Source organism: Mycobacteroides immunogenum, from assembly GCF_001605725.1.
Classification (GTDB): domain Bacteria; phylum Actinomycetota; class Actinomycetes; order Mycobacteriales; family Mycobacteriaceae; genus Mycobacterium; species Mycobacterium immunogenum.
Genome location: NZ_CP011530.1, coordinates 2,373,935 through 2,398,430 on the forward strand (window position 1 = coordinate 2,373,935; position 24,496 = coordinate 2,398,430).

At 65.7% G+C, this 24,496-nt stretch carries 22 protein-coding genes; 8 read left to right on the forward strand and 14 right to left on the reverse strand.

Annotation, left to right across the window (positions count from 1 at the left end):
* The first annotated feature begins 4 nt into the window (after positions 1-4).
* Positions 5-796 (forward strand): thioesterase II family protein, encoded by a 792-nt coding sequence (locus ABG82_RS11725; protein ID WP_043079153.1) that lies wholly within the window; start codon positions 5-7, stop codon positions 794-796.
* A gap of 39 nt (positions 797-835) precedes the next feature.
* Here the strand turns inward: ABG82_RS11725 and ABG82_RS11730 are convergent, their stop codons facing one another.
* Positions 836-1,201, reverse strand: a complete 366-nt coding sequence (locus ABG82_RS11730) for a hypothetical protein (RefSeq protein WP_052511070.1) — start codon at positions 1,199-1,201, stop codon at positions 836-838.
* Positions 1,202-1,476: 275 nt separating this feature from the next.
* Here ABG82_RS11730 and ABG82_RS11735 point away from each other — a divergent pair, with 275 nt between their 5' ends.
* The 5 genes from ABG82_RS11735 (at position 1,477) to ABG82_RS11755 (ending at position 5,638) form a co-directional block, all read left to right on the forward strand.
* Positions 1,477-1,806, forward strand: coding sequence for a hypothetical protein (locus ABG82_RS11735; protein ID WP_078343487.1), 330 nt, complete (start codon positions 1,477-1,479; stop codon positions 1,804-1,806).
* 111 nt (positions 1,807-1,917) lie between these two features.
* A complete protein-coding gene (locus ABG82_RS11740; RefSeq protein ID WP_043079184.1) occupies positions 1,918-2,751 on the forward strand; it encodes an ABC transporter permease in 834 nt (277 codons plus the stop codon).
* A 10-nt stretch (positions 2,752-2,761) separates the two neighbouring features.
* Positions 2,762-3,511 carry an ABC transporter ATP-binding protein gene (locus ABG82_RS11745; protein ID WP_043079156.1) on the forward strand — a complete coding sequence of 250 codons (750 nt, stop codon included), beginning with the start codon at positions 2,762-2,764 and terminating at the stop codon, positions 3,509-3,511.
* Positions 3,456-4,517, forward strand: coding sequence for an ABC transporter substrate-binding protein (locus ABG82_RS11750; RefSeq protein WP_043079157.1), 1,062 nt, complete (start codon positions 3,456-3,458; stop codon positions 4,515-4,517). The genes ABG82_RS11745 and ABG82_RS11750 overlap by 56 nt, the downstream gene beginning before the upstream one ends.
* 23 nt (positions 4,518-4,540) lie before the next feature.
* Positions 4,541-5,638 (forward strand): LLM class flavin-dependent oxidoreductase, encoded by a 1,098-nt coding sequence (locus tag ABG82_RS11755; RefSeq protein WP_043079158.1) that lies wholly within the window; start codon positions 4,541-4,543, stop codon positions 5,636-5,638.
* Here the strand turns inward: ABG82_RS11755 and ABG82_RS11760 are convergent.
* Positions 5,635-6,519, reverse strand: coding sequence for an SCO6745 family protein (locus tag ABG82_RS11760; protein WP_043079159.1), 885 nt, complete (start codon positions 6,517-6,519; stop codon positions 5,635-5,637). The genes ABG82_RS11755 and ABG82_RS11760 overlap by 4 nt on opposite strands.
* 68 nt (positions 6,520-6,587) lie before the next feature.
* Between ABG82_RS11760 and ABG82_RS11765 the strand changes: the two genes are divergently transcribed.
* Positions 6,588-7,022: a pyridoxamine 5'-phosphate oxidase family protein gene (locus ABG82_RS11765; protein ID WP_043079160.1), complete on the forward strand. Its 435-nt coding sequence runs from the start codon at positions 6,588-6,590 to the stop codon at positions 7,020-7,022.
* On the opposite strand, the gene ABG82_RS11770 is transcribed toward ABG82_RS11765, so the two are convergent.
* Positions 7,019-8,770, reverse strand: coding sequence for a CocE/NonD family hydrolase (locus ABG82_RS11770; protein WP_276049376.1), 1,752 nt, complete (start codon positions 8,768-8,770; stop codon positions 7,019-7,021). The two genes, ABG82_RS11765 and ABG82_RS11770, sit on opposite strands and share 4 nt — an antisense overlap.
* 200 nt (positions 8,771-8,970) lie before the next feature.
* Here ABG82_RS11770 and ABG82_RS11775 point away from each other — a divergent pair, with 200 nt between their 5' ends.
* On the forward strand, positions 8,971-9,471 hold the full coding sequence (locus ABG82_RS11775) for a TspO/MBR family protein (protein ID WP_043079161.1): 501 nt from the start codon (positions 8,971-8,973) through the stop codon (positions 9,469-9,471).
* Between the two features lie 16 nt (positions 9,472-9,487).
* On the opposite strand, the gene eccE is transcribed toward ABG82_RS11775, so the two are convergent.
* The 11 genes from eccE to eccA form a co-directional block, all read right to left on the reverse strand.
* Complete coding sequence (eccE, locus tag ABG82_RS11780; protein WP_043079162.1) at positions 9,488-10,486, reverse strand: type VII secretion protein EccE; 999 nt, start codon at positions 10,484-10,486, stop codon at positions 9,488-9,490.
* Entirely contained in the window at positions 10,483-11,868 is a 1,386-nt protein-coding gene (gene mycP / locus ABG82_RS11785; protein ID WP_043079163.1) for a type VII secretion-associated serine protease mycosin, read from the reverse strand. The genes eccE and mycP overlap by 4 nt, the downstream gene beginning before the upstream one ends.
* Entirely contained in the window at positions 11,865-13,253 is a 1,389-nt protein-coding gene (eccD, locus tag ABG82_RS11790) for a type VII secretion integral membrane protein EccD (protein WP_043079164.1), read from the reverse strand. Before eccD ends, mycP begins: the two co-directional genes overlap by 4 nt.
* A gap of 65 nt (positions 13,254-13,318) precedes the next feature.
* Complete coding sequence (locus ABG82_RS11795; RefSeq protein WP_043079165.1) at positions 13,319-14,182, reverse strand: ESX secretion-associated protein EspG; 864 nt, start codon at positions 14,180-14,182, stop codon at positions 13,319-13,321.
* 32 nt (positions 14,183-14,214) lie between these two features.
* The gene (locus tag ABG82_RS11800) at positions 14,215-14,505 is read right to left on the reverse strand and encodes a WXG100 family type VII secretion target (RefSeq protein WP_043080603.1); all 291 of its coding nucleotides are present in this window, start codon (positions 14,503-14,505) and stop codon (positions 14,215-14,217) included.
* A gap of 24 nt (positions 14,506-14,529) precedes the next feature.
* Positions 14,530-14,820 (reverse strand): hypothetical protein, encoded by a 291-nt coding sequence (locus tag ABG82_RS11805; RefSeq protein ID WP_062826675.1) that lies wholly within the window; start codon positions 14,818-14,820, stop codon positions 14,530-14,532.
* 73 nt (positions 14,821-14,893) lie between these two features.
* Positions 14,894-16,480: a PPE domain-containing protein gene (locus ABG82_RS11810; RefSeq protein ID WP_054173227.1), complete on the reverse strand. Its 1,587-nt coding sequence runs from the start codon at positions 16,478-16,480 to the stop codon at positions 14,894-14,896.
* Between the two features lie 5 nt (positions 16,481-16,485).
* Entirely contained in the window at positions 16,486-16,794 is a 309-nt protein-coding gene (locus ABG82_RS11815; protein ID WP_043080613.1) for a PE family protein, read from the reverse strand.
* Positions 16,791-20,822 (reverse strand): type VII secretion protein EccC, encoded by a 4,032-nt coding sequence (locus ABG82_RS11820; protein WP_043078530.1) that lies wholly within the window; start codon positions 20,820-20,822, stop codon positions 16,791-16,793. Before ABG82_RS11820 ends, ABG82_RS11815 begins: the two co-directional genes overlap by 4 nt.
* Positions 20,819-22,372, reverse strand: coding sequence for a type VII secretion protein EccB (gene eccB, locus ABG82_RS11825; RefSeq protein WP_043078531.1), 1,554 nt, complete (start codon positions 22,370-22,372; stop codon positions 20,819-20,821). The genes ABG82_RS11820 and eccB overlap by 4 nt, the downstream gene beginning before the upstream one ends.
* Entirely contained in the window at positions 22,369-24,231 is a 1,863-nt protein-coding gene (gene eccA / locus ABG82_RS11830; protein ID WP_043078532.1) for a type VII secretion AAA-ATPase EccA, read from the reverse strand. The genes eccB and eccA overlap by 4 nt, the downstream gene beginning before the upstream one ends.
* Positions 24,232-24,496: the final 265 nt, after the last annotated feature.

The following is a 24,496-nucleotide window of genomic DNA, read 5'->3' on the forward strand; positions in this document are numbered from 1 at the left end:
GGCCGTGACCGTTTCTCAGCCTCCTGCGCCGCTCGAATGCTGGTGGTGGCCCAGGCCATATCAGGCGTCGTTGCCCACTGTGCTGTTTTTCCCGGGCGCCGGTGCGAACCATGCCGGCGAGCAGCACCTCGTTCCGCACCTGGCGGGCGTCAATTTCGGGGTGTGGCGAATGCCCGGGCGCAGTACGCGATCGGAGGAGCCGCCGCCGGAGAACCTGCGCGTACTCGCCGATGAGTGCGCGTCGGCGATCATCGGATTGGGTTGCCGCCGGCCGGTGCTGGCAGGCAAGAGCTTCGGCGGACTGTTCGGATACGCCGTATGTCAAGCACTGGAGTTGCGCGAATTCGAAGTGGGCCGGTTCATTCCGGTGGTGAGTGGGCATCCGTCCCTGTGGCGAATGGATGCTCTGTACGCGAAGACCCGGGGGCACAACCCGCGGCAGCACGCGCTCTGGAGACTCACCAATGACGAGAAGCGCGGTGCGTGGCCGCCGAAGAAGATCGCGGACGAGTCGTTGTTGGCACAGGCGCGGCTTCATGCGGTGATTGATTTCAGCCTTGGCATGCAATCGATTTCGCGCCGCCGGATTGTCACCCCGATCACCGAGGTGAGTGCCAGGGATGACGAGGTACTCCCGAAGTTCGCACCGCCACGCCGGTGGGCCCCGTATACCAAGGGGGAGTTCACGAGCATTCTCGTGACGGGAGGTCATTACTTCTACTGGGCCAATCCCCAGGCCCTCTCGACCATCTTGACGCATGAGGCCGAGTTCGCCCTCAGCGGCTCATTCTCCTAGCCGCTGAGGGCATCATGTAGTTCGTTTCGCGCGTACCGGCTACGGGTTTTCGCGCTGGCAATCCGGACCGGTGTACTGCCAGTTCGGATTGCTCGAGTATTGGCAGCCCGGGCCTACGTACTTCCAATTGGGCGCCGGGGCGGGCAGACGTCCGCCTTCGCCGCGCCAGTCGCGGCCCCCGTACCGCCAGCCCCAGTTGTCGAACCAGCTGTCGGGGTTGACGCAGCCGGTGACGTTTCCTGGTCCCCAGGGCGGTGGGGGTGAGGGGTACGGCCCGTCGAAGCACACATCCGCGGGGGCCGGCGTCGGCTGCGCCGAGGCCGTCGCCGCGTTCATGATCGCGACCGGGGCGGCGATGACGCTCGCTGCTAACACGGCCTGCCCGAGCATGATGATCTTTTTCATCGCACAACCTCCGACGTTGGATGCCGCTGTGATCTCGCAAGATTAACGCACCCGAAGCCGTTTTCCAGGCAATTGCGGTAATTGCGCTCGTTTACGTATGGCAGCGTGAACCTGTCGGTGCCGCCGCGGTCTACCAGTGGTCTTACCGGGCCGGGCGGACGCGGGGTCCTGGCAGCCGCGAGTTTGCCTGACGACAACCGCGCGCCGGTCGGAGGTGCTGCGTCCGCCGGGGCCGTGCGCCAGGGTGGATGTGGCCCACCACTACGCTTCTGAACGTGGCACGTCGCAAACATGCTCAGCCCTGCAAGTGGTGTGGGCGCGAAGTCGACGACGCCGAGCTGGGGCGGCGACGCCAGTATTGCCGTCAGTCCTGCCGTCAGCGCGCCTACGAACAGCGCGCGGCCGTCAAGGGCACCTCGGTGCCTGCGGATGCGGTCGTGCTCACCGCCGACGAAGCGGCGGGCCTGGCCGATCGGGTGTATCAGGCGCGGTGCGCGGCCGAGGATGTCGCGACCGCTGTCGAGGAAGGTGCGACTCAGGACGAGTTGCGGCAGCTATGTGCGGAGCTGCTGCGAGCCGCCAAGGCAGCCGACGGCTGGCGTTAGATTCTTTTACCTCTGCGCGCGCATAACTCTTCTCCGAATCCACACGCGCTCATAAGTTGTCAGGAACTGTCGATACACAGCCGCCGACCCGTGAGGATTCTCAAGCTTTTCATGACCACCCGTAATACGTTGGTGGCCGCTGCGGCGACTGACGCCGACGCCCCTGATCCCACGCCGACCCGGCGGGAGTGGATCTTCGACCGGCGCTGGGAAATCGTGCGTTTTCTCTCGCCGTTTGCCGTGTTGCTGATCTGGCAGGCCGGCAGTGCGTGGGGGCTGATCGATCCGGACATCCTGCCCGCGCCGTCGACGATCGCGCACGCCGGTATCGAACTGATCGGCAATGGTCAGCTTGCCGACGCGCTTCGGGTTTCCGGGGTGCGCGCCGCCGAAGGCCTGTTGCTGGGTGGTGTGGTCGGGGTGGTGCTGGGCGCGGCGGTGGGGTTGTCCCGGCTCGCCGACGCCGTACTGGACCCGACCATGCAGATGATTCGCGCGTTGCCTCACCTCGGGCTCATTCCGCTGTTCATCCTGTGGTTCGGTATCGGTGAGCTACCCAAAGTGCTCATGGTCGCCCTGGGGGCGGCCTTCCCGCTCTACCTCAACACCACGTCCGCGATCCGGCAGGTGGACCCCAAACTCTTCGAAACCGCGCAGGTGCTCGGATTCTCATTCTGGCAGCGCCTGCGCGTCATCGTCGCCCCCGGGGCGACGCCACAGGTGCTGGTGGGATTGCGTCAGTCCCTGGCGCTGGCCTGGCTCACACTCATCGTCGCCGAACAGATCAACGCCGACGCCGGTGTGGGCTTCCTCATCAATAACGCGCGCGATTTCCTCCGCATCGATGTCATCATCTTCGGCTTGGTGATCTACGCGTTGCTGGGCATTGTCACCGACGCCATCGTGCGCGTGCTGGAACGGCGCGCGTTGCGATACCGATCATGAAAGGCCAATCATGACAGCGGTTTTCGAGGTGGCCGAAGTGTCGCCGCAATCAGCTACGCCGGCGGCCGAGTTGTCCGCGGTGACCAAATGGTACGGACGAAATCGGGTGCTCGACGACGTCTCGCTGCGGGTGGGCCGCGGCGAGATCGTGGCACTGGTGGGCCGTAGCGGCTCTGGCAAGTCGACGGTGCTCAGGGTGCTTTCCGGTTTGGCCGGAGATCACACCGGCGAGCGCACGGTGCTGGGTGCTCCGGCAGTCGCCTTCCAGGAGCCGCGCCTGTTTCCGTGGCGTTCGGTGCGCGACAATGTGAGGTATGGGCTGACCCGCACCAAACTGTCCAAGGCAGAAGCTCTTTCGCGCGTCGATCGAGCGCTGGATGAAGTCGGACTCGCCGATAAGGCGCAGGCATGGCCGCTGACGCTCTCGGGTGGCCAGGCGCAGCGGGTTTCGCTGGCCCGCGCGCTTGTGGCGGAACCACAGCTGCTGCTGCTGGACGAGCCCTTCGGCGCTCTGGACGCGTTGACCCGGCTCTCGATGCACCGCCTGTTGCTGAACCTGTGGCAACAGCACGAATTCGGCGTGCTGTTGGTCACCCATGATGTGGACGAGGCGATATCGCTGGCCGACACCGTTCTGGTGCTCGAGGGGGGACGGCTGGCGCACACCCTGCGCATCCGGAATCCGCGTAAACCGCAGGGACAGCATGACGCCGAAACCGAGAACTACCGAGGAGAGCTCCTTGCGCAGCTTGGTGTTTAAGTCAATCATCAGCGCGACCGCGATTGTGCTGTCCTTGACGGCGTGCACCGCCGGCCGCGGCGACAAGGGTGATGCCGCGGTGCCGCAGCCCGTTCCGCTGTCGGAGCTGTCAAATCTCACCCTGCGCGTGGGCGATCAGAAGGGCGGCACCGAGTCCCTGCTACGGGCGGCGGGGGAGCTCGACAATGTGCCGTACAAGATCGAATTCTCCACCTTTACCTTTGGTCCCCCGCAGATCGAGGCGCTGACCGCGGGCAAGATCGACTTCGCCGTCACCGGGAACACGCCGCCGATCTTCGGTGCCGCGTCGAAGGCACGGATCAAGGTGGTGTCCGGGTACACCAATGATGCCTCCGGTGACCAGATCCTCGTGGCGGACGCTTCTCCCATCCATTCCGTGGCCGACCTAAGGGGACGGAAAGTGGTTGTCGGGAAGGGAAGTTCGGCGCATGGCCACCTGTTACTCCAGCTGCAGAAGGCCAACCTCACCGTCAAGGACATTCAGTTGGTCTTTCTGCAACCCGCTGATGCGTTCACGGCCCTCAGCCAGGGACAGGCGGACGCGTGGGTCATCTGGGATCCCTACACGGCGCTGGCACAGAAACAGCTGAAGGTCCGCACGCTGGCTACCGCGACCGGTGTGTCGAACGGATATGGGTTCGGGGTCGCTTCGCAAGTCGCGCTGCGCGATGCCCAGCGCAACACCGCGCTGTCGGATTTGGTGCAGCGCGTCGCCCGCGCCAGCGCGTGGGCCCAGGCTCATCCACAGGAGTGGTACGGAAAGTATGCCGCCGCGATCGGGATCGATCCTGCGGCAGCGGAACTGGCCCAGTCACGCAGCTTGAGACTGTCGATACCGATTACCGCCGAGGTGAATGCTTCGGAACAGACGCTCGCGGACCTGTTCACGCAGTCGGGCCAGATCCAGGGTCGGCTCACGTTCTCCGATTTCGTGGACAACCGTTTCGACAGTGTCCTCAAACAGTTCTTCGTCAAATCCCAGTAACCTCGATAAGGAGAGTAATCCCCGTGGCCGCCAAGTTTTTCTGGTTTTTGCCTACCAACGGAGACAGCCGTTCGATCGTGGGCGCCTCACACGCGTCGTCGCATCACACTGTCCCAGCCGGTTACCGGGAACCCAGCCTGCGTTATCTCGGTGAGGTCGCGCGCGCGGCCGACCGGCTGGGCTTCGAGGGTGTGCTGACGCCTACCGGAACCTGGTGCGAGGACGCGTGGTTGACCGCGGCGGGGCTGCTCGATCAGACGGAACGCCTGAAGTTTTTGGTGGCCTTTAGGCCGGGTCTGGTGCCGCCGACGCTGGCCGCGCAGCAGGCGGCGACTCTGCAGCGATTCTCGAACGGCCGATTGTTGCTCAACGTGGTCAGTGGTGGCGACGATGCCGAGCAGCGGCGCTTCGGCGACTGGCTTACCCATGATGAGCGGTACGAGCGCACGGGGGAGTTCCTGCAGATCGTTCGGGACATCTGGAAGGGCGACCCCGTGGATTTCACCGGAAAGCACTACACGGTGACCGATGCGCGGGTATCCGAGCCGCCAAGCCCCTTGCCGGAGTTGTATTTCGGTGGTTCTTCGCCGGCTGCGCTACCCATCGCGGCCGAGCACGTCGATGTGTACCTCACCTGGGGTGAGCCGCCCGCCGCCGCGGCGGCGAAGATCGAGGCGGTGCGCGCGCTGGCGAAGGAACGCGGCCGGGCCCTGCGATTCGGAATCCGCCTGCACACCATCAGCCGCGATACCTCGGAGGCGGCCTGGGCGGTAGCCAACTCCCTGGTGGGTGAGTTGACGCCCGATCAGATCGCCAAGGCAACGGCACTGCATTCGAAGTCCGAATCCGAAGGACAGCGTCGCATGACCGCGCTGCACGGCGGACGTCTCGACAAGCTGGAGATCTATCCGAACCTGTGGGCGGGGGTCGGATTGGTGCGCGGCGGTGCCGGTACCGCGCTGGTGGGCAGCCACGAAGAGGTCGCCAACCTGATCTCCGAATATCACGCGGCCGGGTTCGACGAGTTCATCCTCTCCGGGTATCCGCATCTCGAAGAGGCCTACTGGTTCGCCGAGGGTGTACTTCCGCTGCTCAAGAAGAAGGGCGCACTCGCCGCCTAGCCGAGGTGCGCGCTGTGATCGTCAAGATCATTGCGCCGCAGCCCCATCGGCGTCGAGGCCGGCAGGTCACCCCCGGCGATGACCTGCCGGGTGATGGGGGTGAGGGTCCGGAAGAGCGTCTCCACCTCCGCATCGGTGAGGGTATCGAGCACCCGCAAGGACGCGCGGTCGGTGCTTTCCTCGATATCGGCCTTCACGGCGCGGCCGCTCGGGCTCAGCCCACCGTCATCGAGTAGACCGCGCCGGGTCAGCCGTTGCTCGATGTCCGCCCATTCCGCATCGTCATAGTCGCGGCTGCGCATGATGCCGTCCTTGGTGGCGCGCCCGGCGGCGACGTGGAACACGTTGGATTCGCGGCCGTCGATACCTGCGGCGACCAGTGCGGCAACATGGGCGTCGCCGCGTTGCTCGCGGAGCAGCGTGGCCGCGTGCCACAGCGCGGACACGGGTTCCTCCGGCCAGGGAGTGGTGGTGAGGGCCGCGTAGAGCGGGCGGCCTGCGAGTGAGCCATGACGGGCCGCCCTGCTGAGCAGTTCGGCGGCTGTACACAGGTTTTCGTCATCGGTCAGGCCGTAGCGTTGTAGCGCTGCCACGGCACCGCGCTGCCGCCCGAGCAGCGCCTGCTCGGGGCTGGCGGTGTCCCAGGCGCCGGCGAGTGACTTCTCCACCCGGAAGGTGGAGAAGTTATAGAAGATCGCCTCCACCACGCGGGGGTGCACCGTGCCCAGTGGAGCGGAGCGGGTGGCGAAGTATCCGCGCCAGAAGCCGCGATATCCGAGTTCGTCGGCGGCTGCGCGCGCTTCGGGCGCGAAGTAGACGATTCCGTGCACGGGCTCGAAGCGCTCGTAGAACCGGCGGGCCAGGGCTGCTGAACGTGCCATCAAATTAGTGAACCATGTGCTGTTGGCAAGCCGCTGTACTTGTCGGCGGGTGATCGTAGGGTTATCTCATGGGACTGAGTGTGGAAGAACGACAAGCATTTTTGGCCGAGCCCCACGTGGCGGCGATATCCGTCAGTGCCGGGGCGCAGCGCGGTCCGCTGACCGTGCCGATCTGGTACTACTACACCGCCGGCGGTGATCTCTGGATTCCGACGGGCAAGGGTTCACGTAAGCATCAGTTGATCGAGGCGGCCGGCCGGTTGACGCTCATGGTCGATCGTGAGCAGCCGACGGTCCGCTATGTCAGCGTCGAAGGACCGGTGACCAAGATCGTGCCGCTGGAACACGATCAGCACCGGCAGGTGGCCGCTCGCTATATCCCCGAGGAACTGCTCGAGGGCTACCTCAAGTACGCCGAGAGCTACGGCGAGCAGATCGCCGTGTACGTCTCGCCGGAGCACTGGCTCTCGGCGGATCTCGGTGGCCCGGAGAACTGGGGCTAGGCGTCTGGCTTGCTGCCGGGGCCGGGCATCGGGAAGACCTCGGTTCCTTGATCACCGGCCGGTATGACGGGCAGGGTGAGCGTCGACGGGTGTGCCGGGTCATGCAGGATCGTCTGCGTCGCGGTGTGTAGCGCGGCGTCCTGCCCGAAAGGTGCGCCGGTGTTCGGGTTCGGCGCGTATTGCGGAAAGTCGCTGCTGGAGATCTCCAGCCGAATCCGCTCGCCGGTACGGAACTGGTAACTCACCGGCCAGACGTCGATGCGGTATTTGTGGGGCTGTCCCATCGGGATCGGACGGCGCTCGGACAGGGACTGCGCCATCGACGTACGCACGATTCCGTTGTTGAGGTTCACCGCGGTGCCATTGGGTTGCACAGCAACGAGTTTCGCGGTGAAATCGGTGTCGGGGGCCGACGACGAGGCCCAAAGGTCGACAGCGATGGGTCCGGTGATCTCGGTGTCGGTGTTCAGTGGCGCACTGGTGTACGTCAGCACATCGGGTCGCTGCTCCACTGCGCGCTGGTCGTAACGGCCCTCCGGTGCCGTATCGGCGGCGCAGCAGGAATGACCGCCGGCGCTCGGCACTGGATTGGCCGGGTCATACAGATAGGTGTCGGGAGCATCGCCGGGTGAGGCCGAGTCGCGCAGCAGCGTCCCATTGTGCCGTGCGCCAGGGCCGCCCAGGTGGTACACCGTCCATTCCGTCTGGGGTAACGGCCAGGCGGGGGCGTTTTTCCAGCGGTTGGCTCCCATCAGGAAGTAATCGACGCGAGGTGATTCGGTGGCCGCGCCGTTGTCGACGCCCTTGAGGAAGTGATCGAACCACGCCAGCTGCAGTTCGTTGACAGGGCTGTTGGCCCCTGGCCCCAGGTTCTTCAACAACGGTGATGGACTTGATGATTCGCGCCCCCAGGCCAGATGATCCCATGGGCCCACCACGATGCGCTGATACCGGCGTGCGTCCGGCGAACCACCCCCGGCGGTCATGCCCGCGAAGTTCTCCAAGCCGCCGCGCAGGAACGCGTCGTACCAGCCTTCGAAATGAAGCACTGGAACCTTGACATTCTGGTACCGGTCCCGAATGCTCCAGCGTTTCCAATAATCGTCCCGCGTCGAATGCCTGATCCAGTCGAAGTACCACGGCGCCACCGCGGGATTGCCCGGTTGCATCGGTGGAAGATCTTTGTAGGGAAGATAATTGAGCCAGCGCGCGCGTTCGGTGGCGGCGGTGTGCAGCTGGTCGACGGCCGCGGCGTCACCCCGGTTTTCGGCGGCGGTGGTGGCGATCGTCCCGATGGCCCAGGGCAGCACGAATCCGAGCCGGAATTCGCCGCCCTCGTAGGTCCAGTCGTCGTAGTAATCGGACGCGGTGTTGGAGGGGACGATGGTTGTCAGGTGCGGGGGAGTCGTGGTGGCGGCCAGCCATTGGGTCGCGCCGACGTACGAGGAGCCGTACATGCCCACCTTGCCGGTGGAACCGGGCAATCCGGCTGCCCACTCCACGGTGTCGTAGCCGTCGCTGCCGTCGTTACCGAATTCGGTGAAGACCCCGTCCGAAGCGCCCTGACCCCGCACGTCCTGTATCACCACCAGATAGCAATGGGAGGCAAACCACTGGGGCGTACGGAAACGCGACGGCTGGACCTGTGCGGTGTCCTTGCCGTACTGGGTCCGCATGAGGATGACCGGCACCGTGTCCTTGAGCTTGGGGCGGTAGACGTCGGCGCGCAGGATCGTCCCGTCGCGCATCGTGGCCGGCACGTCGGTCTGCTTGGCGACGGCGCACGGGCCGCGCCCGTCTGATGGCGGCCACGCCTTGGAGTGGGTGCTGTGACCACATCCCGTGAGCACCAGACTCAGCGCGGCGGCGAATACTCCCAGACGTCTGGCTGAACGTGTGATCACTCCGAAAGGGTACCGAGGGCGGTATTACTCGATAGATTCCCGAGATGCTGGATCACGTTTCGCGACGACTTCCTGATGACATTCCCGCGTTGGTCATCTCGTTGGCGGCCGCCGCAATCGCCGCCGGGGTGGGCGGATTGGCGTCCGTGAACGCGGCCGCGAAGTACGGTCTGCTCGTACAGCCGTCCTGGGCTCCGCCCGCGTGGCTCTTCGGCCCGGTATGGACCGTGCTGTATGTGCTGATGGGAGTCGCGGCGTGGCTGGTGTGGCGCACCCGGCCGCCCGTGGCCACCCGCGCGCTCAGTGCATACGGGATACAGCTGGTACTGAACGCGCTATGGACCCCGCTGTTCTTCGGCCTCGGTTGGCGAGGTGCCGCGCTGGCGGAGATCGCCGTTCTCTGGATCGCCTTAGCTGTCACCATCACACTGTTCTGGCGCAGCAGCCGAACCGCGGCGTATCTCCTGGTGCCCTACCTCGTCTGGACGACATTCGCGGTCTGCCTGAACTTCTCGGTGTGGCAACTCAACACCGCGGTGGCCTGAGCGGCGCTGGTCGTCATCAGACCAGCGCCGGCTCCTCGTCCTGCCGCTCGAAGTCGTTGAGGAAGCCCGTGCTCACCGCGGTGCTCGTCTGGGTCAAGGCCTTGGACGACAGCGGGTTCAACGCGCGCAGCACCAGCAGATGCTCACCCCAGTACGGGGTCAGCCCGTCCAGTGGTGCACGAGCGTCCGGCTTGTCGTGGGTACGCAGCGCGCACACCACGGCCAGCTGGGGGGCATCGGTGGTGCCGCTCAGCTCAAGTGCCGTCCAGCGTTCCGGCAGCGCGATATTGGCGATGTTGTCCAGGGTTTCGGACAGGTCGTTGTTCACGGTGACGCGGTAGGTGGCGAGGTAGCCATGATCGTCAATGACGCCGCGCGACCCCTCCTTGGCCTGTGCCGGGAGCGGGGTGTTCGGGTTCTCGGCCGTCGTAACCTGCCAGCCCAGTTCGCGCAGATGGTCGGACAGTCGGCGCGCGACCGTATCGGCGGTCTCGCGTAAGGGGATTCGCGGTGACCGTGCCTGCAGTGCGGTGAGGTTCTCCGCTGCGCTCAAGGTCAGACTGACCCACGTTTTGCTCACGGCACCATCGACGACGGCCGTGGTGACACGGATCGACGAGCACCGCACGCCGTAACGATCCAGATACCCGGCAAGGAGGCCGACGGGCACATCGGCACCCGCGGGACGCGAGGTCAGCTCCAGTACGACGGTGCTGCGTGCGTCGACGCCCGCGGCGACAACCTGAGCGGTGTCGACAGGGGATCGTCCGGAGACCCTGCGGGCCAACAACTTCGTGAATCGTCCGAGGATGTCGGTCAGGAAGGTGCCGCGCCACCACACCAGCAGAACCAGAGCCAACACCCCGGCGGTGATTGCAATCCAGCGGTCGGCGGGGTCGCGCCGGTACAGGGCGAAGGCTCCTGCGGCGACCAGTGTGGCGATCAAGGTCAGCCGCAGCGTTCCAGGCACGGGTGGTCGATACAGCTTCAATTTCCTACTCGCATTCGTACTCACTCGGTGGTCTCCTGTCTGCGACGCGCGCTGAGCGCGGCGACAACGACGACCGCGATCAGGCATACACCGGCGCCCAGGAAGGCGAGCCGCCGGGGAAGTGGATTTTCCGGGGTGGGAGGGGATGGCGGAATGACTGCACGGGAGCTGGGTCCGCTTGCCGTGTTCCCGTCGGCGGGGACCTGCCAGGTAAGTGCGGCGACCGGGTCTACGGTTCCGGCTCCTACCAGATTGGAGGGCGACCGGCCGGCATCGCGGGCGGTTTTTTGCAGTCGTGAAATAACTTGTGGCGCAGTTAGTTCGGGGTAGCGGCTGCGCACCAGTGCGGCCACTCCCGATACATATGCCGTCGCATAACTGGTTCCGAAGAGGGGGACCGGTTTGCCGTTCTGGCCGATCATTCCATTGGCCAGCCCGCCTTCGGCGTCGTTGGACAACGAGGTCACGTTCTCGCCATTGGCCGCGATACCCACCCAGGGGCCGGCCATGGTGAACTTCGACGGGCTGCCGTCGACACCCACCGAACCGACCGACAGCACGTATGGCTGCCACCATGAGGGGGCCGAAATGGACTCCACACCAGACCAATTCCGGGGATCGGCGCCGGGGCCGGAGAACGGATTCTGCTGGCAGTTGGCGCTGCCGCCGCTGGTGTTGCCGGCGGCAGCGATGACGACAGCATCCTTCTCGGTGACGGCATAGCGTAGCGCCGCGCCAAGCGCGGCCTGGTCGATGGGCTTGGCCGCCGGAACGCATTCGGCCGAAGAAATGTTGATCACGCGCGCCCCGAGGTTCGCGGCGTGCACGATCGCGCGGGCCAAGGTATTCACATACTGGGCAGCACCGTTGGTGGTCGGATCGCCGCCGGCGGTAAGCCGTGGGGAGAACTTCGAAGACTCCTGGCGGATCGAGATCAGCTTGGCCGCGGGTGCGATGCCGGAGAACCCATCGGGCCCAGGCTGGGCGCCGATAATGCCGGCGACCATCGTGCCGTGGCCGTCACAGTCGGTAAGCCCGTCTGTGGACTGGACATAGTCACCCCCGGGCTCGACGTGCAGCCGGGAACTCGGTTTGACACCGGTGTCGATGATGGCGACGCTCTGCCCCTCACCGCGAGAAAAGCGCCAGGCCTCCTCGAACTCCGGTGAGGGCTTTCCGTTAGTGCCCGTCCCGGGCAGCAGCACCGTGGTGCTGCATGCGGAGGACTGCATGCCGGCGGTGGCGCTGGGGGCAGAATCCCGTGGCAATGCGGCGGGATCTGCCTCGGGCTGTGTCACCGCGCCGGCCAGGGGAGCCGCCACGGGGGACAGTGCCAACAGCGTCGAGGCGACGACACTGCCGAATGCTCTTCGCGCACGCGGCCCATCGCTGGGAAAGCGCCTCATCGGTTGAGGATCCAGCTGAACAGACCGGTGAGGTAGGCGATGACCGGCAGCAGGGAGGCATCGATACCCGAGGCCAAGAAGCCGAGGATGCGGCGGCTGGGCAGCGAGTAGCTTTCCGCCTCACCGATTTTGGGGTTGAACACGACGACTGCCACCGCAGCGGCCAGCAGCGCCAGCACGCCGAGTGCCACCACCGCGCCGGTGTAGCGCTGCTGCACGGAGAAGATCACCAGCAGCGCGGTCGACACCACGAACGGAACCGCCAACAGCCAGGCCTTGCACACCGCCGAGTCCCATACCCGTGCCCGCAGTGCCGCACCTGCGCTCACCGCGACGATCAGGTACCACGCCCATGGGCTTGCCGGGGCGGAGCCGCCCACCACTGCCAGCGATCCCAGGATGGCCAGAATTGAAGCGCCTGCGATGAATCCACTCTGGTGCGAGTCGCTCAGCTGGACGCGCCGCGGCAGATCCTTCAGAACGGACATTGCCGGGGCAGACGGGGTCGCGTCCCCCGGAGCGGGGATGGTAGGCAGCGGGAAACGTGCGGCGAAGGCCGAGAGCTGCGCGGCACGGACCGTCACCAGCAGCGCCACGACGATCAGTCCGCAGCCCACGACAAGCAGCGAGGGATGCCAGAGGACCTGGGCGGCAGCCGCACCCGCGATTCCGAGGGAAATCACCGTGGTCGCGGTGAAGAAGGCAATCAGCTGACGCGCGACAATCAAGTAGATCAGCGACCAGGCGGCCAATCCGGCGGCGCTGAGCAGAACTCGAGGCGCCAGTCCGCCGCCGGGCACGGCAAGAGCGAGCGCGCCAGCGATCGGTGCCAGCGCGGTGACCGCCAGCTCCGCGCCGACGCGGGCTGAGCGTGCGTGTGCCACCAACGACCCGATCGCGGCCGCGACGGCGACTACCGCCAGGCCGGCGAGGCTCAACGAGGCCCCGGTGCGAACGTTATGCACGATGGCCAAAACTGTTGCCGCCACGATCAACCCGAGGACGCTGAAGCGGCCCACGCGGGCGATGTGCTCGGCACCCCACGGGCGCTTGCGCGATTCCGAGAAGATGACGGCCGCGTCGGCGATGTCCTCGACGATTCCGGGCGCCGCCGGTCCGGCGGGGGTGGGACGCAGGGTCAGCAGGTCACCGTCTACGACACCGACGGTGTCCAAGGTGGCGTCGGCACTGAACGGCGCGCCGTTCACCGGCGCCAGGCTCAAACGTTGCGGCGTCGTTGCCTCGGTGGCGTCGGGGGCCACCATCCGGTGAACCGCGGGGATGATGTCACGCATCGGCAGCTGGGTCGGCAGGGCGACTTCGGTCAGCTTTTCTTCACCGAGCACGGCTACCCGGACGATGGGCATCACGGCGTTGTCAGACATGGTGTTTCGTTTGACTCTCTCAATAGGGGGGTGGGGCTCACTAGGAACTAACTACAGGGACAGCATCAGTCGAAGTCTCGGGTCAGCCGGGCATCCGGGAACCAGTGCCCGTCCGGGAGCGTGGCCGTCAACTGCTCGACGGCCACTGCGATCGCGAACGGGGATCCGGGTGCGAAGGTTGACAGCCAGGTGCCGTCACCGGCGCGGTGGGGGCTCACCAGAATCCGGCCAGCGCTGGTATCGACCACGCTGATGCCCACCTCTGAAGTCTGTTGGGTTGTGTTGTCACGTTGTCCGGCAACTACTTCGACGTAGTTTCGGTTTCCGATGAAAGCCGATTCCACCACATTCTGGGCGGCGGGTGGGACACCCAGATATCCCATGACCTCGGCCAGTGAGGCGCCGGAACGCAGCTGCTCGTCGGCCTTGGCGCCCACGTGGGTGGGTAGCGTGAATTCGGGAAAGCGTGCGGGCGTACGCCACCGCAGTCCGGCCACCACACTGGGGACCAGTGCCGAGGAGTCGTCGGCGTCGACCACGGTGAAGGTGATCAGGTGCGCGTTGCGCAGGGATACCACTGTCTGCGCGCGTCCCTGCGATTGTCTTCTCGCGATGATTCCCCGCATCACGTCTGGATTCTCCGAACCTGCTGCGACATAACGCAGTTCGAGCCAGCGGTCCGGGCGGCACACCGCGCGGATCCATCCAGCCACTGCGGGGTCTACCGTGCCGTCGGCATTGAGCACGCCGGCCCGGGTCAATTCTTGAACCCGCTGAGCATTGAACCCGGCACGCTGGGCTTCGTCCCGGAAGGGGACGGTGATCGCCAGCACCCAGGGGAAGGTGCCGGCGCTCAACCTATCTGCGAGGAACCAGGCCTGGTCGACCGTCAGCTCGACGGCGTCCGGCGACCGGGTGGCCTGGTTCATCGCATCATGAGGAACCGAGGTTCCCTGGGTGCTTATGCGCCCCACTTGGCTCCTTCGGCCATGTCGCGGGCGTTCATGGACAGGGTGTTGGTTTCGTGGGTGGAGCCCATGGCGCGGTAGGAGCGGATGAGTTCTTCCATGGCGGTGTTCCATTGGGCCTGCCAGGCGGCCTGGCTCATGGAGGTATCACCGTGCCAGACGGCCTGCAGGGAGGCCTGCTGGGCGGCCAGGTCCGCGCCCAGGGCGGTCAGCACACCGGCATAGGTGTTCATCTCACCGGCGTGGGCCAGCATCGCGGGGTAGTTGAAGGTGATCTGCGACATGCGTGTATCTCCCTAAGTTGGTTTCTAGACGCCGTAGCGGCTGGCGGCGGCGACATCCTCGGCCACGTAGGTGGCCGCGGCATCTCCGAGGTTGATCTGTGCGATATCGAGCAGCGCGTTGACCTTGGCGGCCACTTCCACGAACCGGGCATGGGCGGCCTGGAAGGCCACCGAGGACTCACCGACATGGAACGCCTGGGCCGACAACGCCGCCGACTCCGCCTGCGAAATCGTCGAACGCATCAACGCGGTCTTGGCACCGAACGTGCCCTCCGAAGCCACCAGGGCCGGAATGTGTGCATCGAGCAGACTCATAGGGTCCTCTCCTTGTTCTCTGTTACTCGGTTCTGCGACTTGTTCATGTGTTGTGTGGTGCTCGTGTGGCGGATCAGCTGTTCGCCCCCCGTTCCTCGGTCGTCCAGCCCTCATCAGGGGTTGGCGCGGAAGGGTTTCCATCGGGGGCTTGCGCGGGGTCCACGTCGGCGTCTGAGCCCCATGTGGTGGGCAGCATGGGTGCGGTGCGGGTGCCGTCCACGGTTTCCGCTGCCGCCTCACGCTCCACCAAACCTGTGGCACTTGTTGTCGATGTGGTCCTGGGTACGGTGCCGGTGAAGCCGAGCTGCCCGGCCCCGCGGCCCGAAGCCCCGACCCCGGCCCGTTGTCGCGGGGTGGGCTCCGAAAAGTCGGGCTCTACCGTCGAATTCATGTCCATGAACTGCGGAGCCGGATCCTTGATGCGGGCACCGCGCTTGCGGCGCGCGCGGGAGCGGGCCGACGCGGCGGCGGCAGCGGCGGCGGAGATACCGGCCGCCGGGGCCTTCGCTCCGCTGCCCTCATTCAGCGTAGGGCCGAAGCGCGCGGCCGGCGGCTCCTCTTGCATCGCGTACACCAGGTACGCGGGTGCGGCGGCCGCGGTGGCCGGTGCCGGCGGCGCGTTGGCAGGAGTGGTCGGTGGGTTGGTGGGTGTGGCGGGCGCGCCGCCGCCACCTGACAATCCACCCATCGCGAACGGCTGCTGCTGAGGTGCGTCGCGTGCGATCTGTGGCATTTGTTGTGCCGGTTCCTCGGCGGGGACGTCGGCGTCAACCGGAACCGGATTGACCAGCTGGGCCAGCCCGACCAATAGCAGCGGAAGCCACAGCGGCGCGGACAGCATGACACCCCAGAAGGTGAACCCGAACGGAATGAAGAACGCCTCATACGCGATGAAGAACAGCAGCGGTCCCCAGGCCACCAGCGCCTCAAGGGGATTGCGCATGAAGTCGCTGATGATTTCCTGGATTGTCTTCAGGGGGTTGGTGAAGAACTCCTGAATCTGCCGCATTAGCTTCTCGAAGAAGCTCTCGCTGTCGTTCAGTGCCGTGCCGGATTCAGACGCCTGCGCCTGCGCGGCCATGCCGGACATGTCGGCGGCCATCCGAGACATTTCGCCGCCGGGCGCCATGATCATCGGTGACGGCTGCGTCGGCGCCACCGCGGCGACCGCTGCGGTGGAGACGCCCTGATAGATGCCCATGGTGGTGGCGGCCTGGATCCACATCCGGATGTAGTCGGCCTCGTTCAACGCGATCGGAATCGTGTTGATACCAAAGAAATTGGTGGCCAGCAGCACACCGTGGATCATGTGGTTGGCGGCCAGCTCGGCCAGCGTCGGCATGGCGGCCAGCGCGGTGACGTATGCGGCGGCACTGGTTTCATGTAATACCGCGTTGGTGGCGCTCATCGCGCTCTGCTGGGTCAACCAGGCCAAATACGGTGTGTGGCTGGCTACGTACTGCACCGCACTGGGGCCCTGCCAAGATCCGGCTCCGGTGGCGGCCAGTAGTTGGGTCAACTCCGTGGCGGCAGCGGTGTATTGCACCGAGAGCGCCTGCCATTGCGTGGCAGCCGCCAGTAGTGCGCCCGGCCCGGGTCCGGCGCTCAGGAGCGCCGAGTGGACTTCGGGGGGAGAAGCCATCCAAATCGGAGCCGACACCGGTGTTAACCCCGCGCGATCATGTACGCCGTGGCGGCCTGCATATCCCCGGTGGTGTAGCTGGCGGCGGACTCCGAAACACCCAGCCCGGCCCGGCCCAACTCCTCGACGGCCTGAGCGGCCACCCCGCTGTGCTCGACACCGCGAGCACTGAAGCCCGCCGCGGTCTCCAACGACACCGGATCGGCGGCCGGAGGCACCACCGCACCGATCACCGGTGCGGCAGCGGCATGGGCCGCGGCCAGACGCGCGGTCAACGCCTCCACCGCCGCGCTGGTGGCGGTCAAACCTTCCGGAACAACATTGAGATTCATCGTGGGTACTCCCTTCCTTGAGCAGCATGCTCACCGACGAGTGGATTGACGGTCTGTACGTATGTCGGAACATCGTTATCGGACAGCAGGATTCCGCGTCCCGCAGGCAGCCGCTCGAAACGATGACCACGGATACGGCCGCCGTCTTGCGGGCTGCCGCTGAGCATCAGGGTGTTGGCCTGCAATTCGTGGAACCGGCGCAGCATCGGGTTGGTCATCAGTATGTGACCCGAGCCCGTCGCCCGTGCGGTGATGATCACCCGCAGACCCAGCTCACGTGCCTCGGCGAGCAGCCCGATGATCGGGTTCCAGGGCCGCTGCCCGATGTACGGGCCGCTGACGGCCGGAGTGTCCGGGATCTGGTCGACGTCGTCGATGATCAGGTAGTGCCGCTGCGCGGTCACACCACGTGATGCCCAGTTGTGCAGTTCCTCGGCGGAGAGCCCGGCCGGCGGCCGTCGCTTCTCCAGGAGCGCACCCAGACCCAGCATCGCCGGGGTGATCCGATCGATATTGGGGGTGTACTCGTTGTCGGGGAACAGTGGTTCGTCGACAAGGTGCAGCCGCCGGTCCAGAACGGTGAAGGCCACCTGATCGGGTGCCGAGTGCTCGCGCACAGTACGGATGATGTGGCGCAACAGTGTCGTCTTGCCGGATCCGGTGTCGCCCAGCACCATCAGCAGCGGGTTGTGCGAGAAATCGAGCGCCACGGGCGCCAGATCCTGTTCCCGCTGGCCGATGACGATCTGCTCGCGCCCCGGATACAGCGGGCCGATGGCATTCGGTGCCAGGTCCGCGGGTAGCAGACGAACGGCAGGAGCCTTGGCCCCGGCGTAATCGGCGTTGACCGACTCCACCGTGGTGAGATCGGGAGCGGCGAACAGGAAGTGCTCGGCCTGCATGGTCAGGCCGCGACCCGGCTGATCGTGCGGCACGCTCTCGGCGGGCCGGCGTAGCGCACCGGGTACCCGGACATTGCTGTCTGCCGAGTCGTGCAGTTTGAGCTCGAGGCGCAGCCCGAGCGCGTCACGCATCGCCAACGGCACCTCGATCCAGTTCGGCGTGGTGATCACGACGTGGATGCCGTACGAGAGTCCGGCGTTGGCCAGCTCGGTCAGCCGGGCCAGCAACGGATTTCGGGTGTTGAACTGATCGGTGTTGTCACGGCTGAACGCATACAGGTTGTCCACGATCAGGAAGGTCTCGCCGTAGCCGTCGTCCAGAGTGCGGTCGTTGTCACGCAGAGCGCGCAGCTGGTTCACCGAGGAGATGCCGCGATCACGGAACAGGCGCTGGCGGTAGGCCAGCAGCTGCTCCAGTTCACCGAAGGTGCGCCGGATGCGTTCAGGCTCCAGTGCGCTGGCGACACCGCCGACATGTGCCAGTCCGTCCAGCGCGTGCAGCTGGCCGCCGCCGTAATCGATGCAGTAGAACGTGACATCGCGGGGGGAGTGCGACGCGGCGGCAGACAGCATGAACGTCTGCAGCGCTGTCGATTTACCGGACTTGGGCCCGCCGTGGATGATCATGTTCCCGGCCGCCGAGGTCGCGTCGAAGATCAGCGGATCACGGCGCATCTGGAACGGCTTGTCGATCTCACCGAGCGGCCAGCGCAGCTGACGGGGAGGAATGCCGGTCGCGTTCAGCACATTCGCCAACGGGATGGCGGTGTCCAGCGGCGGTAACCACAGCTGCGGCGCGCGCGGTCCCACCTTGGCGAGCTGGTCACCAACGGTCGAGATCAGCTTGCGGGCCGGTAATGCGGGGCGATCCGACTCGCCCTTGATGATCACCGTGGTGGGATCGGACGCCACCGGCAGTGCGGTGAACTGCTTGGGTTGCGGGGTGGCCCGGATCTCCACGGTTGTGGTGGCCGACGGCGGTTCGTAAATACCGTCGACATACGTGCTCCGGAACTTGATGGGAACCGCGCCAGGAGCGGGCACCAGGAACCCAACACCCTTGTGGTCCTTGCCCGATTCGATGTGATAGGCATCCTCGGTCCCGATGATCTGGCGGGATGCGCTGGGACTGGCCACCTTCAGACCGATGCGGTATGAGGTGTTCTTGTCGATGTCCTTGATCTTGCCGACATCCAGCGTCTGGGACGCGAACAGAATGTGGATGCGGAACGAGCGGCCCTTGCGTGCGACATAGTCGAACAGCTCGGCGTATTCCGGATGATCCTGCAGCATCAGGGTGAATTCGTCGGCGACCACGAACAACGTGGGGATCGGCGGCAGGTCATGACCCGCGGCGATGGCCTCCTCGTACTCGCGGACCGAGTTGAAGGCGCTGCCCTGCACATCGCGACCGGCCTGCTTGAGCAGGTTCTCGCGACGAGCTACCTCACCACGCAGGGTGTCAGCGAAACGATCGGCCAGGGACCGTTTCTCCGCCATGTTGGAGATCACGGCGACGACCTGTGGGAAGTCGCGGAAGATGTCCGCTCCCGCCTCGCCCTTGAAGTCCGCGTAGATGACGATCAGACGATCAGCCGAATGGGTCGCCAGCAGCGACAGCAGCATCGACATCAGCGTCTGGGACTTGCCCGAGCCCGTCATACCGATCATCAGACCGTGCGGGCCCATACCACCCTCGGCCTCGTCCTTGAGATCGAACATGAGCGGCTCACCCGAAGAGGTCACACCGATGGGCACACGCAGTTCTTCGTCGCGCGAACGCGGCGACCATAGGGCGGGGACATCCAAACGGGACGCGTCCTCGATACCGAGCAACGATGTGAACGTCGCGCCGCCGGTAGCGGCTGACCGCAGCCCTGGATGCGTCGGGTTGGAGTCCCACCGGGAAAGACGGCGAGAGACGTGTGCGGCGGTTCCGACCGTGAGCTGGTCGGCTTCGTCGACGTAAGGCTGCCAACCGCTGCCGTTCCAGCGCGCGATACGTGCGCTCACGCCGTTCCGATTGACCTGCAGCACAGGGCGCTCGGGATTGAGGTAGTCGGGCAGCTTGGCCAGTCCGTCGGAGTCATCGAGACGCTGGATGACGGTGACGCCGTCCAATCCGTTCGCGGGGATCGGTGAATTGACGCTGTTCAGGTCGTAGGTCGGATCATCCAGGATGATCAGCAGGTGCTTGTGGGCACCTGATTCGGCGCCGAAGAGCGCGCGCTCGGTCAGCACCGGCTTGAGTGCCTCGAAGAGCTCGGCACCCGTGCGGCGCAGGTAGCGTGCCGGGCCGACGCCGTCGATCTCACCGCTGATGTCAACGTGCGGAAGCCATTTGAGCCAAGACCATTCGGCGTCTTCGACACTGGGGCCGGCCATGGCGACAGTCAGCAGCGTCGGGTCATGGAACGTGGTGGCCTGGGTGACCCACGAGCGGATTGCGGCACGGGCCACATCGTCGTCGCCGAGCACCGTGATGCGCGAAACCTTGTTCAGATCAATGCCCAGGGGAGCGCTCCGCACCGTGCGCTGGGTGTCCAGCAGCCCACGCAATGCACTGTGGCTCACCGGCTCGAGGTCGATTTCGTCGGCGATGTCCTTGACACGCACCGGGCTGGCCAGTGGGACGTCGTGGCGTCCGGCGCGTACCACCAGGTAGTCGTCATCTCCGGGATCGCGCTCCCACTGCCGCCGGCTGCCCGGGACCGTGGTCAGCTCTTCGGGGTCGGGGTGTGACCATTCCAGGGCCTTGCGCTGCTGGGTGGCGTGGGTGCGCAGGTTCTCGCGGACCACCGACAGGTAACGCAGGTAGTCGGCGCGCTCGGCGTCGACCTCCTCGGTGCGAACCTTGTCACCTCCGCCGCGGTAGAGCGCGGTGGCGGCAAGCAGCAGCACGAACGGGAAGAACAGTGTCTGCGGGGAGATGAGCCGGATGCCCGAGGCGACCAGCGCGACGATCATGCCGACGATCAGGATCACGATGACGACCGGCATGGCGCGCCGCAGGAATGATGGCGGCACCACGCGAGGCAGTTGCGGAGGTGCCTCGACGGTCACCGTGGCATCGGGTATCGCCGGCGGCGTTACGCGCCGATGTGCTTCGAAAATGAGACGGCTCAACGGGACTCCTGCGCATTCTGGGCAAGTTGGGTGTCGGTCTGGACGGGCATGGCCTGCCGGATGTTCGGGACCAGGCTGTCGTGCTCCAGCAGGGCATCGGCGCGTGAGAGCGACGGCCCGGAGGCGAACAGATCCAGAATTGACGAGGGGATGGTCAGTGCCGGCTTGCGCAGGCCAAGTGCCTCAAGGGTTTTGTCACCATCTGTCTCGGTGTCGATGCCATAGCGGACACCGGTATCGGATATCCACTGGTACCCGCCGCGGCCGCCGGGTTGCACCAGATAACCGATGCCGGGGGTGATGGCGACCCGGGTAGGAGTGGTGGCGGGGGAGATCAGCTGCACGGAGTGCGCGGAATCCGGTAGCGGCAGCACAGAACCACCGAGCAGCGCCCATGAATCCGAGGTGGCGTCCGCCGTGCGGGTGAATCGTGTGCACAGCACCGGATCCTCATTGGCGGCCAGCGGCTTGACGGCCGCGTTCGGGAACACCCGATTGTCGATGGCCGAGGAAGTCGGCAGGTGCGCGACCTGATCAGCGGTCAACCGGGGAGGCTGCTCCAGCCCGTAGGAGTTGGCGTTGCGCAGCGCCGAGGCGACCACCGGCGAAACCTGTTGCACGCCATCGGTGAGCACTGCGTAATAGACCGGCGTGTTGTCCGTCGAGGAGCTCACCAGCACCGAGCCGATGGGCGCCGTGACCGGCAACGGGTACGAGGTGGGGGTGCCCGCACCCGGGATGGCGGGAACCACGAGTGCCGGAGCCTCGGGAATGGCGTTGAGTAGTCGCGTGGTCACGGGGCGCACGGCAGGCGGAGTGGTGAAGCCAAGGGCGCTCGTGATGGCGACATCGGTGAGGTTCAGCGCGCTGCGCTTGCCGTCCCACAGCAGCCAGGTACCGGCTTCGGTGGACACCACGGCCGCGCGGTCGTGGGTCAGCTCGGTCGCCTTGTCGCCGCCGGATTCCAGCGGACCGGCGATCACGGTGACGGCGCGGGTGTCGGTGGCCTCGCAGACCGCCCAGGCGGCGTCGGTGGCCCTGGCCTGCACCATGCGTTCGGGAGCGCCCGGGATGCCGATCAGGTTGCCGCGCGCGAATTGATCGAGCTGAGTGCTCTTGACCATGGTCGGATCCACTGCCTTGCCGGCAATGAGACGGGCCGAGGTGAGGTTGAGCACCGGGTGCAGGTTGTCACCCACACGCACGTAAAGCGCCGCCGTGGAGCGGTCTGCCAGCACGGGATCGGTGCCTGCGATACCGGACGGTCGCAGCAGGCTGAAGACGAAGCAGCCGACCAGGCCGGTGACCACGATGACAGCGCCCATGCCGAAGGCGCGAGATTGCGTGCGCAACGGATCGACGAGCATCCGGGCATCGTGCAGGGCTACACCAGATGCGATGCGCCGCATGACAAATCGCCATCCGGTTACCTGGTGGCCGGTGACGAACCCGCGGCGGTACTTCAGCGGTTCAGGATTCTCGCTGGCCGGTGTGCGCGACGCGAAGGTCCGGCGCTCGGAGTTCGCGTTGTTGTCTCGGTTGTCGCTCATTTCTTGACCGACGCCCCCGCAGCCGACAGCCCGAGGCCGGCGACGATGGCCTCGACCGAGGCCTGCACGTCTTCGACAGTGACCGTCATGAGGTCGTCATCGCTGAACTCTTCTGCGCCTGAATTGTCAAGGCGGTGTTCACGTTCCTCCTCGGAGCGTTCAACTACGTTACGGACGAAGCGGCCGTTACCGGCGACGTCGATGCTGCGGCGTGCAATGCCTCGGGTGTCGGGGGCTTCCGCGGCGCACATCGCCGAGAAAGCGGTGAGCAGCTCGGCCGCGGCGCCCTCGTCGAACTTGCTGTCGCGGACCGATGCCATCGCCGCGGCGATCTCGACGAGTTCGGGCGGCGCGTACGACGGGAAGTTGATGGATCGTGTGAATCGGGAGCGCAGACCCTCGTTGGTGTCCAGGAACTGGTCCAGCTCGGCGCGGTAACCGGCGACGATCACGACCAAACGGTCGCGGTCGTTTTCCATCCGGGCCAGCAGCGTGTCGATGGCCACCAAACCGAAGTCGTTCTTGGCGCCTGTCGACACCAGTGCGTATGCCTCGTCGAGGAACAGCACGCCGTCGAGGGCACTGTCGATGACGGCATTGGTCTTGGCCTCGGTCTCACCGATGTGCTGGCCGATGAGGTCGGCACGGTGCACTTCGCGGACGTTCTCGCGCTTGAGAAGCCCTAGGCCGCAATAGATTTTGGCGACCACACGGGCAATGGTGGTCTTACCGGTACCGGGCGGGCCCGCGAACACCAGGTGGTGCGTGCGGTGCCCGACGGCGAGTCCGCGGTCTTGACGGCGCAAGGCCATTGCCACCGAACTCTTGAGTCGCGCTACCTGGTCCTTGACCTGATCGAGGCCGATGAACTCGCTGAGCTGCTGCTCGGCCTCGGCGAGCAGGATCGCCTTCCGCTCATGAGCCTCGGGATCGATGAAATCCTCTTCGTTGGGCTCGGTTTCGTAGTCCCAGGGGTCCGTGCGGGCCGCGATACGGGCCGCAGTGGTGGTGTGCAGACCCACACTGGGATCGGTGAGCGCGTGCTCGATCTCCGGGTTCTCCGGATTGGCCGCGTACAGATCTTGGAGCACCTCGGTGGCGGTCTCTTCGTCACCGTGGTGGCGCAGGTTCAATGCCTTGGCGAGGGCGCCATCGGTAGCGGCCACTTCGATTGGGCCGGTGGGGTCTTCGAGGTAGGAGAGCGCTGGATTGACCATGCCCAGCTTGGCCAATGCGATTCCCAGGGTGATCCGGACCGCGTGAGATGTGGTGGGGTCCAGCGACTCGTCGGTGACGACGGGGGTCAACAGCGCGATGACATCGGCCCACCGCTGGGCGCGATTCTGCATGGCGGCGGCGACCCAGCGGGCGTTGAACCACCCGGGGCGCCGCTCGGTCACGGCGGTGATGAGTTCATTGGCCTTGACGTACTCGCCCTTGTCCACGAGAGCAGCCGCGTAGGCAAGGTGGTAGTCGTCGGGTCCACTGGCACGGAACTCGAGGTACAACCCGGTGTCGTAGGTGAAGGTGAGATCACCTGGCTGCAGGTTGACCGCGTGCTGGAGGTGTCCCGCAGTCGCGGTGGTCTCCGAAATGGCTTCCAGGACATCGATGGTGGCGCCGCCAGCAGCCGCGAGACCAACCCATACGTCGCACTGATCTTGCGCGGTTCGGCACAGCGACGTGAAGCCGTAGCGCGCTGCCGGTAAATCGGCAGGGCGCCGCCTGTCGTTGACGGAGAGACCTAGCGCCCGGCAGCAGGTCGCGAACCGGCTCTCCAATTCGGGGTCGATGCGTGTCGCGGCGGCCACCTCTGGAGCCACCCAGCCACGCTCACCAACTCGTTCACGAATATCCACTTACAGCCCTTCGCCCGATCGACACGCTCGCTGATTGGAGTAGTCGGCTCGCGAACGTGATTGGTTCCTGACATAGCTCCCTTGAGCTGTCAGCAAATTCTTGACAGATCGCCTGCTGCCGCCGGCGCGCTCTCCGTGGTGCTGGAGATGGTTAAGCCGGTGCACCTGATTGAAGGCGGAGCATCGGAGTGTGACTGCCACCACACCCGGGCGTTCGAGTTGACTAACTCGCTCGCGAGTACTCATCTACCGCCTTTATTCATGG